Genomic DNA, 12963 nt, shown 5'->3' with positions numbered 1-12963 from the left:
GCATAACGCCAAAACAGAAATTGCTGCAGTCAATCCAAAGGGCTGCATAACTGTCTACTTCTGAAGCCCCCTAAAAATGGGGGTATTACCGGTACAATAAAGAATCTTTGATACTGAAGCGTCCATTTTACGCATCCTTATACTCAAATAAAAATCAAGGTCCCCTCAGCCGTCAAAAAAGCTGAGGGGAAGAAGAAAGGGAGGCGGCTAGTAGCCCATGACCTTAGGTAACCACAGGGTCAGGTCCGGGAAAAAGGCAATGATAAACACCGCAATCACAGAGGTGAAAGCAAACGGCAGAGCGCGCATACTGATCTCTTCGATCGTGATATTTGAAATACCGGAGGCCACGAACAGGTTTTCCCCAAGCGGCGGCGTCTGGAAACCAATCGCCAGGCTACAGACCATGACAATCCCGAAGTGAACCGGATCAATTCCAAGACTATAAGCAATTGGCAACAACACGGGTGTCAGGATCAGGATGGTTGCCAGTGTTTCCATGAACATACCGACAAACAACAGAAAGCCGATCAACACAAACCAGATGATATAGATATTATCTGTCGCACTGAGCAAACTTTCCGCAATGATCGCCGGGATCTGGTTTTCCACCAAAATGCGCCCAAAGACCGTTGCGGTAAACAGGATCAAAAGAACCCGACCCGTCAGCCATGTGGTGGCTTCAAGCCCGCGGAAAAGGTCTTCCCATTTCAGTTCTTTGTGGATAAAGACACCAACAAAGATCGTGTAGAAAATCGCAACGATTGCAGCCTCGGTCGGGGTGAAGAAGCCAGAATAAATTCCGCCCAAAATCACCAGTGGGGCCAGCATGGACCAGAAGCCGTCCTTGGCAGCCGTCATGATCTTGTTGATCGACCAGCCGGATGCGGTGCCTTTATACCCATAGTGACGACACAGAATGTAGTTCATGGTCAAAAGCGCAATGGAGATAATCAACCCTGGCACGAAGCCAGCGATAAACATCTTGGGGATGGAGACAGACTGGAATTCACCAAATTTGGCAACGGCTTCGGCAGGCGGGCGCATGCCCAATGCAGAAATCCCAAAGATAACCATAGGGATGGAGGGGGGAATAACGACACCCAGCCCACCGGATGAAGCCGTAATGGCTGAGGCATAACCTTTTTCATAGCCACGTTTCACCATGGCCGGAATCATCAGCATGCCAACAGCCGCTGTTGTCGCAGGACCTGACCCGGAAATCGCGCCAAAGAACATACAGGCGAGAACCGTTGCAGCAGACATACCGCCAGTGAACGGTCCGGCAAAACTTTCTGCCAATGTGACCAGGCGTTTGGAAATACCCGCAGCCTCCATCAGCGCGCCAGCCAGAATAAAGGAAGGCAGCGCCATCAGGGGGAAAGAGCTGACAGACGTAAAGGCAATTTGAACGAATTTAATCGGATTTTCGTCAATATATAAAAATGAAACCAGTGCGGATGTTCCAAGTGCGACCGTAACCGGCGCCCCTATCAACAAAAGGGTCAGGAACGATCCGAACAGGACGAGTACAATTGAGGCTTCCATATCAGATTTTTTCCATTATTTCTTTTGCGTGGTGAGTTCGGATTCATCAATGGCTTCAACTTCAATCTTGTCCGGATCTTTGACATCAACCCCTTTGACAAGTTTGTAGTAATTGACCTGAATGACACGAATAGACATAAGTGTGAACGCCAGTGGCAGAACCATGTAGATGTATTTCATCGGCACGCCCAAAGTCTGGGATTTCCAGAACAAGTTCATCTTATTAAAGACAAAATCGTAAGACAGATAGATGAACACACCGTTGAAAATAAGCCAGACCAGATCTGACAGAGCTTCCAGCCATTTCGCAGCAACTGCAGGCAAAAGCTTGAACTGAAAGGTCACACGGTTATGGGCGGACATTTTGGCAGCATAGCTGGCCCCAAAAAACACAAACCAGGCAAACGTATAGGTGGCGAGTTCTTCACTCCAGGAAATCGAATACCCAAAGAATTCACGTGCAAGAATTTGGATGAAGAGCAGGATAACAAAGAAGCTCAGCAGTGCTCTGCAGAAATAACTTTCGATATTATCAAAGAAACGCCATAAAAAACTGCGCATTTTAAAGCTCCTTAAGAACACGCTGTTTAACAAAATCCGGATAGAAAAAGGGCATCAGGTGCCATCACCCGATGCCCTTTTGTAAATCCAGCTTAACGACCTACGATCTTCAGTACACGGTCAAGTTTGTCTTTACCGCCAATGCTGTCGTAGAACTTCGGCCATACGGCTTCTGTTGCCAGCTTGATAAATTCAGCTTCACCATTTGCAGGATCAGAAATCTCCATGCCCTTAGACATCAGATCTTTCTTAATCGTTGCTTCCTGATCACGCAAGAACTGCTCGCTGTGTGCAGTTGCTGCTTTACCTGCTGCCAGAACAGCTTCTTTATCAGCGTCAGACAGGTCCTGGAAAACAGATTCAGAAACGATCAGTGGCTCAATAGAGAATAGGTAACGAAGATTAGTCACATATTTCTGTACTTCGTTAAATTTCATTGCTGAAACTGTGATGTACGGGTTGTCCTGACCATCAACAACTTTTTGCTGAAGGGCTGTGAATGTTTCGGACCATGCCATTGGCGTGGCGTTGATACCCCAGGACTTGTATGTATCAATCATAATCTCGTTTTTAGGGACGCGAACTGTCACGCCTTTAAGGTCGGCAACCTCAACGATTGGCTTTTTGGAATTCGTCAGAACGCGGAAACCAGAGTAGGCCCAGCCAATGATGCGAACGCCAGCGTCGCGAATGGTGTTTTGAACCAGTTCCTGACCCACTTCACCTTGTGTCAGTGTCACAGCTTCATCCAGGCTTTGGATGACATATGGAAGAGTAAAGACACCAACGGTTGGAGAGAACGGCGTAACGTTGTTGATAGCAAGGATGGAGAAATCCAATGTACCAAGTGCAGCATCATTTACTGTATCTTGTTCACTACCAAGTTGGCCGTTTGGAAATAGTTTTGCTTTATGTTTCCCGCCAGACTTTGCTTTAAGTTCTTCGGCAAATTTTGTAGCAAGTTCCCATTGCGTACCGCCCGCAGCATCACCGATTGCAACTTTGAAGTTTTTAGCGAAACCTTCTGTGGCAGAAAAGGACAGAACCCCTGCTGCAACAACTGCTGCTACTGAAAACTTACGTAAAAAACACATTGTATTCCTCCTGTGTTAATAAAAATGACCTCTATTTTCCCAAAGGTTTTTTTGTTTGTGTTTTTACAGTGTCGCAAACCTCTTTTCATTGTTAGGGCCAGTTTTAACGTACTGACAGAACCAGTATTGTGCACCGCAACATAACTTCTGGGCCTATTTACATATATTTGTGCAGATGCCTACTTTTTAAATAGTATTTTGCTTCAGAATTATGCAAAAGGAACTTTCGCAACGCATATAAAATGTGTTTTTTCTAAAACTGGTTCTGTTATGTTAACATGACTGGCCCCATAATTTTTAGTTATTTGAGGAAGAAAATTGGTTGCACGCGTCTCAGAAGTAATGTGGAAACAACTTTTTGATCGATTTGACGTTGAAGGCGGTAATCTTCAAACACAGATTCGACAAATGATGGTCTCCGCCATCCTGAATCGCCAGCTTCCCCTTAACTCCCCTATTGTCTCCAGCCGTAAACTTGCAACCGAGCTGGGCGTGGGACGTAACACAGTTGTGCTGGCCTATCAACAGCTGGCGGATGAAGGCTATATCATCTCGCGCGAACGCAGTGGTTATTATGTAAACCCGGATATTCTAAAAGGCAGCATTGCATCAGAAAAAAATCAGAAGGTAACCGTCGAAGACGAAACCGATCATTCCGTTGTGGATTGGGAAGGCCGCTTTCAGTTCATTTCATCACAGCAACGCAGCATCGTAAAAGAAGAAAACTGGCAGAAATACCCCTATCCATTTTTATATGGACAGTTTGACGCTGACCTGTTCCCCACCGCCAACTGGCGCGAATGTTCCATGAAACTTCTAAGTGTTATGGAAATCCGCGACTGGGCACCAGATTTGATCAGCGGCGATGACAGCTCACTCATTAAACAAATCCGTGAACGGGTTTTGCCACGCCGGGGCGTCTGGGCAGAACAGGACGAAATCCTGATCACGGTTGGTGCACAACAGGCGCTTTATCTATTGGCTGAAATTCTGGTCAATAAAGACACCATCTTTGGGGTGGAAGACCCGGGCTATCCCGATATCCGTAATATCGTCAATCAACGCGAAGCCCAAAAAGTTCCGCTGCCGCTGGATGAAAACGGCATGATGTTAACGGATGACGTTGCCAAATGTGATTATGTCTATGTCACGCCCAGCCATCAGTGCCCGACCACGGTTACCATGCCGCTAGAACGGCGCAAAGACCTGTTGAAGATGGCTTCAGACAATGACTTTGTCATCATTGAAGATGACTATGAAAGCCAGAACAGTTTTTATGAAACGCCAAGTCCGGCGCTGAAAAGTCTGGATGAAGAAGGGCGCGTCATTTATATCGGCAGTCTTTCCAAAAGTCTGGCCCCGGGCCTACGCCTTGGCTTTATTGTTGCCCCCAAACGGGTCATTCAGGAAGCCCGCGCGCTTCGCCGCCTGATGGTGCGCCATCCGGCTATCTTTATTCAGCGGACTTTCTCGCTCTTTTTATCCCTTGGATATTTCGACAGCCTGCAGCGCAAGCATAATCAGGAATTCAAGGAACGCGCCGAGATTATGGCCAAGGCCTTAAAAGAACATATCCCCGACCTGACCTTCCACGCCATTATGGGCGGCGCATCCTGCTGGGTGAAGGGGCCGGAATGGCTGAAGTCGCAGGACCTGGCAGATCGTGCCGAAAAAGAAGGAGTACTAATTGAACCCGGCGATATCTTCTTCATGGCGACCAACATTCGATCCAATTTTTTCCGGCTTGGTTTTTCTTCGATAGCGCAAAACAAAATCGAAGATGGCATTAAAAAGCTGGCTGAAATTCTGGATACAATGCGCCCCTCCTAAATCCCCGAAGGCCGAAACCTCGGGGATAATTAAGTCACGTCAGTTTTACTCTGCCGCCACATTCAGTTCTTCATGAACGAGGGACTGCACACCGACATAATCGGTTTTACCAGTGCCCAGTACAGGCATTTTATCGACAGGAAGAATGGTTTTCGGCACCATCAGTTCTGTAGTCCCGCTTTCTTTGGCATAAGCCGAAAGGGTCACGCGATCGGCCTTTTCACAACTGGTGACCAGAATGATCTGTTCGCCTTTACGTGCATCCGGGATGCTGACAATCGCATGGCTATCTTCCGGCCAGATTTTGGCGATATAGGTTTCAACGGCGCTGAGGGACACCATTTCACCTGCAATTTTCGCAAATCGCTTGGCGCGACCGCTGATTTTAATGAAACCATCTTCGTCAATTTCCACAATATCGCCCGTATCGTACCAGCCCTCAGCCGGGGCTTCCAGAATACCCGGGTTGGTATCGCGCAGGTATCCCAGCATAACGTTTGGCCCCCGCACCACAAGTTTGCCGCCTTTATCAATGCCCGGCACAGTTTCCAGTTTATATTCAATGCCCGGTAACAGGCGACCAACTGTTCCCGCCTTAAAATGCATGGGCGTATTGGTTGCAAGAACAGGTGCTGTTTCCGTCGCCCCGTACCCTTCAAACACACGGATACCGAATTTTTCAGACCAGACACGTCGGGTTTCGTCTTTTACTTTTTCAGCGCCTGCAAATAGGTAACGAATGCTGTAAAAGTCATACGCATGGGCCACACGGGCATAACCGCTCAGGAAAGTATCTGTACCAAACATGATGGTTGCATTGGTGTCATAAACCAGTTCAGGCACGATGCGATAATGAAGCGGGGATGGATACATAAAGCTTTTGATGCCCGACAGGATCGGTAACAACGTCCCGCCCGTCAAACCAAAGGAATGGAAAGCTGGCAATGCATTAAAGACCGTATCGGTTGGGCTGAAATCCACACGCGCGCCCAGTTGCAAACGGTTAGCCTGCAGATTGATATGACTTAGGACCACGCCCTTGGGAGAACCTTCTGAACCGGAAGTAAAAAGGACCACGGCAGGTTTCTTGGCATCTTCCGCATCGGATTTATAGAAAAATGTTGGAAGAGTTGCCGCCGTCAGACCAAAGAACTTATCCAGCAGGCCAACCTTCTTCTTGATGTCTTCCAGATACACAATGCGGCTGACTTTGGAAATTTCATCCACCGCATCCTGCAACTTACCCACTTCAACAAAACGGCGTGAGGTCAGAACGGTTTGAACACATGCCGTTTTACAGGCAGAAACCATATTCTTGTGACCCGTTGAAAAATTCAGCATCGCAGGCACACGCCCAAAGGCTTGCAGGGCAAAGAAGGTCGCAACGACGCCGTTTGAATTTGGCAGCATGACGCCAACCTTTTCACCTTCTTCCGTGAATTTGGCCAAACGACGTCCCAGAACAAAGCTCCCGGCAATCAGACGTTTGTAAGTCAAAGGCGAACGTTCAATATCTTCAACGACTTCAGCATCTTTGCCAAAGACTGTGGCGGCATCCAGAAGGGAAGAAAAAAGCGTCTGTTCCCGATTGCAGGTTTCAAACACCATGGATGACATTTCGTCATAAAGCGCATTGCCGATCGCATGGCGACGTGCACGCCCGGTAATTTCTTCAGACACATCAAATCGGCGCGGTTCCAAAACAGTGATGGTGATTTTGGGGAAAAGGCGCAGTTTGATCTTACCGCGCAGACGCGAAAATGTGGAATATTGCGCTCCATCAATCCGGATCGGGACAATGTCAGCTTCTGACTTATCCGCAACCATACCCGGACCTTCATAAACCTTCATCAACGCACCTGTCACCGTGATGCGACCTTCCGGGAAGATCACGCAGTGACGTCCTTCTTTCACCGCCTTAATCAGGGCCTTGGTGGCCATCGGATTGGTTGGGTCCAGCGGAAAGGCATCAATGACAGACAGGAAAGGTTTCACCCACCATTTCTGTGCCATATGGGTGTTGATGGCAAACATGGGCTTTCCTGGCAGGAACGCACCCAGCAACACACCATCCAGGAAAGAAACATGGTTTACCACCAGGACCGCACGTTCACCTGCTTTTTGCAAATTTTCCAGTCCTTTGACCTCAACCCGGTAAAACAGCTTCAGTAGACTTGAAAAAAAGCCTTTCAGGGTTTCCTGTGGTAAGAGTTTGCAAATATAAAAAGCAACCAGCAGATTGAGGATGGAAACGCTCAGGAACACTTCAACCAGCGTGATATTTAGCGCAAACAGCGCCGTGACAACTGCGGCTGAAACAGCCATGAACAAAGCATTTAAAATATTGTTGGCTGCAACGATCCGCGCGCGGTTGGTCTCTTCACTGCGCGCCTGCATGATGGCGTAAAGCGGCACGATATAGAGACCACCACAAACCGAAATTCCGATCAGATCGACCATAATGTGCCAGTGGTCAAAAGACCCAAAGAAGGTATTCAGGCCAATGGTTTCAGTTGGTGCAGGCAGGCTGGCACAAACCAGATAAAGGTCATATCCAAAGATCGAAATACCAAAAGCCGCAAGGGGAACATATTTCGCCGAAATCTCGCTGCCCAGAAGCTTGTTACACAGTAGTGAACCCACACCGATACCAACCGAAAACAGGGCCAGGAACAGAGTTACGACTTCTTCGTTGCCACCAACAATATCTTTTGCCAGTGTTGGGAATTGCGTCAGGAAGGTTGCGCCCACCAGCCAGAACCAGGAAATACCCTGAATAGACAAAAAGATCGAACGGTTGTTGCGCGCTTGGGAAATGATCGAAAATGTTTCGCTGATCAGGTTCGAATTGATCTTCAATTCAGGTAAAGAAGATGGCGCTTTGGGGATAAAGAGGCTGGCCATAAACCCCAAAGCCGCACAAGCCATGATAAAAGCAGAAACGATCCTGACACCACCATCCTGCAGAATAAGCAGCCCACCAGCCATACTGCCGATCAAAATCGCAAGGAAGGTTGCGGCCTCAATCAGGCCATTGGCCCCGACCAGTTCATCCTCTTCCAGATGGTTAGGCAGGATGGCGTATTTAAGCGGACCGAAAAAAGCCGACTGGCTGCCCATCAGGAACAAAACAGCCAACAGGAAATATGTGTCCCCCGTTGAAAAGGCAACAACAGCAAGCCCCATCACCAGTATCTCGATAAACTTCACGATCTGGATCAGGCGGGATTTTTCAAACTTGTCAGACAGCTGCCCCGCCAATGCTGAGAACAGGAAGAATGGCAGAATAAACAGACCTGCCGCAATTGAGATCAAAATCTGACCGTCCATGTCTGCGGTTTGCGCCAGTCGGAACGAGATCAAAACCACTAAGGCATTTTTAAACAGGTTGTCGTTAAAGGCACCCAGTAACTGAGTAATGAACAGTGGGAGAAAACGTTTTGTTTTCAAAAGATGTGTAAGTGTGCGGGTCATCTATTTCACCTTCCTGATCAGATTTGTTTTTTTCAAGGAGTACAAGATTAAAGGGATACGGACCAGTTGATATTTACCAAGCCATTGTAATCGCTAGTTAATCACATGATTGACAAGCGCCAGAGTTTCCGGATTATTAATCAACAAAGTATGCGGGGCATGAAACTGATGTTGTGCGTGAGGAAAGGTCAAAGCTGTTTCTTCAATGGCAACCAAACCATCATTATCGCAGCCCAGAAAGGGATTAAATCCCCGCTTCGTCCCTGTGCCGCCTGCAATCACATGAAAGTTCGCGCAGGTCTTCGGCACGTCAATGTCAAAGCCATTGGCAAGTTCCGTCCCTGCAGGTCCAGCCCCCCATTGAAAGAGAGAAATATCTTTAAAACTGTTTGCAATACGCGCCCCGCGATTTGGGGGAGCAATTTGAATAACATCACCAATATCCAGCTTTTCCATCCAGTCCCGCTTTTCAGACAAAGCCTTGCGTACAATGATCCCACCAAGGCTATGTGTAACAAAGGATACCTTGGCAATTCCACGCAATGAACTGAGAAGATTGTTCAGTTGTTCAACAAATTTATCCGTCGATTGCTGTGTACTGGGATAATTGATCGCCTGAACAGAGAAGCCTTTTTCCTGAAGCATTTTGCGCATTTTATAAAAGGCCCCTTTGGTGCGGCAAAGACCATGCACCAAAATCACCAGGTGTTCGTGGGGCCAGGGTTGGCGTTGCGAGACTTCATGTGTGTCAAAACAGTCCCGGCACGTTTTCCAATCCCCGAAAGCAACGCGAAAATCATTGGGATCAAGCAAACGGTGATGATCCATCCAGATGTTTTTCTGAATGCGCCAGCCTGCATGGATAAATTGATCGGACCAATATTGGCGCCCGCCCAGAGTGGGAATTTTGATGTTATCATGTCTCATGGTCGTTTCACCTCGGCAAATTCAAAGAAGGCATGTTCAAGGGCATCTGAGAATTGGATAACGTGAGTTTGAACAAACTGCTGAAGAGAACTCACCAAAGGCTCTTCCATCGCGACATTCAGGAAAATGAGCGTCAGCACTGTTTTTGCGAAAAACAGCGTTATCATATGTTTTTTCAGAAAAGTCATAACAGCCTCCTATTGGAACTCGTTGTGTTAAACAGACTTTAATTGAACAACGTTCAATATGTCAATGAACATTGTTCAATTAATTTTCAAACAAGATGGAAATCGGGCGACAAAACTTCGCTAATCAACTCATATTAAAGGATTAATTCAGGATTTTAACCCTGCAATATATGTTCGAATAAAAGCTTTCGACATCTCTTCAAAACTGGAATTAATAACCGCGTCCAGTTTATTTGCGCCAGCGAGTGAGCCGATTCCATGCAGGCTCGCCCAGATCGTCGCTGCAGCTTCTTTGCGCTTCCCCTCTTCCCCCCCAGAAAACAGCGGGGAGATCGCCTGTTCAACATAGCCCAGCACAACAGCAATCTTTTCCATATACCAGTCCGGCAGGTCCTGTCCTTCGGGAAGGGAATGTTCAAACAGCACCGCCCAAAGAGAGGCATTGGCCTTCAGGAAACACAGATAACAATCCAGCAGCGCCTCCATATCGTCAATCGGGGTACCGCGCAGAACAACTTGTTTCATTTCGTGATGCAGGCTGTCCAGCGTGGATGCATTAAGATGCAGGACAAGGTCGTCAATATTGCCAAACAGATTATAGAGAGTGCCAACCGAATAGCCCATGCGTTTGGCCAAAGCCCGCGCCGTCAGCTTGCGCCAGCCTTCTTCGGCGACAATCAGGCGTGCTTCCTGCATTGCCATTTCAAAAAGTTCTTCACGCGTATGATCTGAACGCCGCCCCATCTATTCTCTCCCTGCCGCTGCCACCGATTTTTTAATTGAGCTATGGCATAATAAACAAAAAGCCCAAGGCTTTCACCTTGAGCTTTTAAAATTCTGGCGGACAGCGAGGGATTCGAACCCTCGATGAGCGATTAACCCATACTCCCTTAGCAGGGGAGCGCCTTCAGCCACTCGGCCAGCTATCCACGTTATGTAGAAGGGGTTTCTACAAATAGAAGCCTGCCCTGTCAACGCTTCAAATGCATTTTTGCAATTTTTATTTTGCCTCCACGTTAAAGAGCAATTTCAGCTCTTCTTTTGTGTAGGCTTTTGTGCGTGTTTTCTCATCCAGCACCGCCAATCCACGGCGCACAGCCGGACGTTCTTTCAGGGTCAGGAACCAGCGTTTCAGGTTGGGATAATCCTCCAGCACCTGCCCCTGGTTCTTGTAAGACCTAATCCAGGGCAGACACGCGATATCTGCGATGGAATAGTCCCCTGCCAGATACTCTTCTTCGCCCAGACGTTTATCCATCACCCCATAAAGGCGGGTCGCTTCCTTGGTATAGCGCTCAATGCCATAGTCCACCTGTTCAGGGGCATAGATGCGGAAGTGATGCGCCTGACCCAGCATGGGGCCAATACTGCCCATCTGAAACATCAGCCATTCCATCACCTTATAGCGTTTGACCGTATCTGTGGGGAAAAGGTCACTACCCGTTTTTTCCGCCAGATACATCAGGATGGCGCCGCTTTCAAACAGGGTGAAACGCTCCCCATTCGGGCCATCATGATCCACAATGGCCGGAATTTTGTTGTTCGGGCTGATTTCCAGAAATTCCGGCAGGAACTGATGCCCTTTGGCGATATCAATACCATGAACACGATAATCCAGCCCCACTTCTTCCAGCATGACATGAACCTTATGTCCGTTGGGCGTCGGCCAAGAATATAAATCGATCATAAAGGCTTCTTTCTTATATCAAAATTAAGTAATTTGTTTTAATCTAAACCATCCGGAAAAGATGAATATGATTGACCTCACAATTCTTATCTTATTATGGATATAAGGAAAGACGAACAACTAAAAGTGAAAAATAAAATGACAGACGTGCTTCCACAACAAAAACTTCTGCTCGAACTGCTGATCATGTCCGGCGACATCGCGGTGGCCGACGACATCTCAGATACAATTCTGGAACGCACGATAGAAGAATGTGAAAAGCACGGCTGGGTTCAACGCAGCCAGTTCGGTGCGGGCTTTCATAAGACCACGATTACGCCGCTTGGACGCAGTAAGAGTGGGTTGAAGCGCTAAGGCTTCACTTTTTCAAACCATATAAAAATGTCATGCCGCACCCGTTGCGGCATCTGCGGTCGATGCCGCGCTCTTGCCCTTAACGCAGGTCGCGCAACACATGCGCGATGACGGTTTTTGGAGGGATGATGAGGGCTGTGATTAGTCAATATGCGGTACCTCCCCTTCTGTCATCCCCGTGAAAACGGGGACCCAGTTTTTTTTGTTTACATCCGCTTTCCTAGGTTCCCGCTTTCGCGGGAATGACAAAAAAGAGCACTCAACACTTTTTCCTTCTTTAGTTGATTAACCATCCATAATTCCCCATCATATCTTCACACTTACCAGGAAGATTATTGATGCCGAACCAAACCGAACGCCTGCTATTCCTCACCCTCGCCTTTTTCATCATCGTCCTTATCCTTTTATCGCAATTCCCAGAAATTCTGGAACTCGAATGGATTGGTGAAAAAGAAGATAGAAGCGCGGCCTTTCGTAACTACTTTCTCATGGTTGGCGGCAGTATAGGTCTCTACCTAGCTTATCAAAGAACCAGAGCGGTCAACGCCCAACAAAAAACAACTGAGAGCGGTCAGATTACAGATCGATATTCAAAAGCTGTGGAGCAATTGGGGAATACAAAGAATCCCTCAGTGCGGATTGGTGGGTTGTATGCTTTGCAACGAATTGCCAAGGATTCAGATGAGGATTTACCAACGGTTCAAAACGTGATTGCGAACTTTATTCGGAATCCACCTTATGAGGATATCAACGTCAAAAGCACGTCTAGTCAAGACAATATCGATAATGACTTCAGCGCAGCCCCACTTCCTTTAAAAGATTGCCCGGACATCTTCGTCGCCTTTGATATCTTACAAAGCATCAGCAAAGGACAAATGCTGCCCTCCTTGAGAAAAGCAAAACTATCCGGATTTGACCTTACAGAAGTTAATTTTCAAGGAGTTGATCTGTCGGATGCAAATATGCTTGGAACAAGATTAACAGGGGCCAATTTACAAAATGCAAATCTTAAAGGGGTTAATTTTTACAAATCGAATTTGTTTGCCGCTAACTTAGTAGATTCTAACTTAAATGGGGCAATACTTGAAGAAGCCTCATTTTACAAAGCAAATCTCACAGGTGCTAACCTTACATCAACCCTTCTTGAAAAAGCTGATTTTCGTTTCGCAATTCTAATAGATGCAAATTTCAACAGCGCTTTTTTAGCTAGCACTAGGTCCTGTTGACAAAGTGGATTTACAAATTGCGTAGAATGTGATTCAAGACTTCTTTTTATGAGGAGAAGTCTATGCGTAATTTG

11 protein-coding genes and 1 tRNA gene are annotated in these 12963 nt (G+C 47.2%); 3 read left to right on the top strand and 9 right to left on the bottom strand.

The window, feature by feature from the left end; genetic code table 11:
• Window positions 1-207 precede the first annotated feature (207 nt).
• From RYZ26_RS19265 to RYZ26_RS19255, 3 genes are all read right to left on the bottom strand, one after another.
• Complete coding sequence (locus tag RYZ26_RS19265) at window positions 208-1548, bottom strand: TRAP transporter large permease (protein ID WP_317684886.1); 1341 nt, start codon at window positions 1546-1548, stop codon at window positions 208-210.
• Window positions 1549-1563: 15 nt separating this feature from the next.
• Entirely contained in the window at window positions 1564-2109 is a 546-nt protein-coding gene (locus tag RYZ26_RS19260) for a TRAP transporter small permease (protein ID WP_317684885.1), read from the bottom strand.
• A 92-nt stretch (window positions 2110-2201) separates the two neighbouring features.
• Window positions 2202-3203: a TRAP transporter substrate-binding protein gene (locus tag RYZ26_RS19255; RefSeq protein ID WP_317684884.1), complete on the bottom strand. Its 1002-nt coding sequence runs from the start codon at window positions 3201-3203 to the stop codon at window positions 2202-2204.
• A 318-nt stretch (window positions 3204-3521) separates the two neighbouring features.
• Here RYZ26_RS19255 and pdxR point away from each other — a divergent pair, with 318 nt between their 5' ends.
• Window positions 3522-5033: a MocR-like pyridoxine biosynthesis transcription factor PdxR gene (gene pdxR, locus RYZ26_RS19250; RefSeq protein WP_317684883.1), complete on the top strand. Its 1512-nt coding sequence runs from the start codon at window positions 3522-3524 to the stop codon at window positions 5031-5033.
• A 45-nt stretch (window positions 5034-5078) separates the two neighbouring features.
• On the opposite strand, the gene RYZ26_RS19245 is transcribed toward pdxR, so the two are convergent.
• From RYZ26_RS19245 to RYZ26_RS19220, 6 genes are all read right to left on the bottom strand, one after another.
• The gene (locus RYZ26_RS19245; protein WP_317684882.1) at window positions 5079-8507 is read right to left on the bottom strand and encodes an acyl-[ACP]--phospholipid O-acyltransferase; all 3429 of its coding nucleotides are present in this window, start codon (window positions 8505-8507) and stop codon (window positions 5079-5081) included.
• A gap of 93 nt (window positions 8508-8600) precedes the next feature.
• Window positions 8601-9434 carry an esterase/lipase family protein gene (locus RYZ26_RS19240; protein ID WP_317684881.1) on the bottom strand — a complete coding sequence of 278 codons (834 nt, stop codon included), beginning with the start codon at window positions 9432-9434 and terminating at the stop codon, window positions 8601-8603.
• Window positions 9431-9622, bottom strand: coding sequence for a hypothetical protein (locus tag RYZ26_RS19235; RefSeq protein ID WP_317684880.1), 192 nt, complete (start codon window positions 9620-9622; stop codon window positions 9431-9433). The genes RYZ26_RS19240 and RYZ26_RS19235 overlap by 4 nt, the downstream gene beginning before the upstream one ends.
• A 147-nt stretch (window positions 9623-9769) precedes the next feature.
• Entirely contained in the window at window positions 9770-10366 is a 597-nt protein-coding gene (locus tag RYZ26_RS19230) for a TetR/AcrR family transcriptional regulator (RefSeq protein WP_317684879.1), read from the bottom strand.
• 94 nt (window positions 10367-10460) lie between these two features.
• Window positions 10461-10551: transfer RNA gene (locus RYZ26_RS19225), tRNA-Ser, on the bottom strand.
• A 71-nt stretch (window positions 10552-10622) separates the two neighbouring features.
• Entirely contained in the window at window positions 10623-11309 is a 687-nt protein-coding gene (locus tag RYZ26_RS19220) for a glutathione S-transferase family protein (RefSeq protein ID WP_317684878.1), read from the bottom strand.
• 138 nt (window positions 11310-11447) lie between these two features.
• On the opposite strand from RYZ26_RS19220, the gene RYZ26_RS19215 reads away from it, so the two are divergent.
• Together RYZ26_RS19215 and RYZ26_RS19210 are read left to right on the top strand one after the other, a co-directional pair.
• The gene (locus RYZ26_RS19215; RefSeq protein ID WP_317684877.1) at window positions 11448-11663 is read left to right on the top strand and encodes a hypothetical protein; all 216 of its coding nucleotides are present in this window, start codon (window positions 11448-11450) and stop codon (window positions 11661-11663) included.
• 338 nt (window positions 11664-12001) lie between these two features.
• A complete protein-coding gene (locus RYZ26_RS19210; protein WP_317684876.1) occupies window positions 12002-12889 on the top strand; it encodes a pentapeptide repeat-containing protein in 888 nt (295 codons plus the stop codon).
• Window positions 12890-12963 lie beyond the last annotated feature (74 nt).

Origin of the sequence: Terasakiella sediminum, from assembly GCF_033100395.1 — a bacterium.
Lineage (GTDB): Bacteria > Pseudomonadota > Alphaproteobacteria > Rhodospirillales > Terasakiellaceae > Terasakiella.
Note: the sequence above shows the minus strand (reverse complement) of the source record. Positions and strands in the feature narration are given on the sequence as shown.

Bases quoted from the DNA above. Each gene is read 5' to 3' on its own strand.
- RYZ26_RS19255 (WP_317684884.1), bottom strand. From the start codon at position 3,203: ATGTGTTTTTTACGTAAGTTTTCAGTAGCAGCAGTTGTTGCAGCAGGG.
- RYZ26_RS19245 (WP_317684882.1), bottom strand. From the start codon at position 8,507: ATGACCCGCACACTTACACATCTTTTGAAAACAAAACGTTTTCTCCCA.
- RYZ26_RS19220 (WP_317684878.1), bottom strand. From the start codon at position 11,309: ATGATCGATTTATATTCTTGGCCGACGCCCAACGGACATAAGGTTCAT.
- RYZ26_RS19265 (WP_317684886.1), bottom strand. From the start codon at position 1,548: ATGGAAGCCTCAATTGTACTCGTCCTGTTCGGATCGTTCCTGACCCTT.
- RYZ26_RS19260 (WP_317684885.1), bottom strand. From the start codon at position 2,109: ATGCGCAGTTTTTTATGGCGTTTCTTTGATAATATCGAAAGTTATTTC.
- RYZ26_RS19235 (WP_317684880.1), bottom strand. From the start codon at position 9,622: ATGACTTTTCTGAAAAAACATATGATAACGCTGTTTTTCGCAAAAACA.
- RYZ26_RS19240 (WP_317684881.1), bottom strand. From the start codon at position 9,434: ATGAGACATGATAACATCAAAATTCCCACTCTGGGCGGGCGCCAATAT.
- RYZ26_RS19215 (WP_317684877.1), top strand. From the start codon at position 11,448: ATGACAGACGTGCTTCCACAACAAAAACTTCTGCTCGAACTGCTGATC.
- RYZ26_RS19210 (WP_317684876.1), top strand. From the start codon at position 12,002: ATGCCGAACCAAACCGAACGCCTGCTATTCCTCACCCTCGCCTTTTTC.
- RYZ26_RS19230 (WP_317684879.1), bottom strand. From the start codon at position 10,366: ATGGGGCGGCGTTCAGATCATACGCGTGAAGAACTTTTTGAAATGGCA.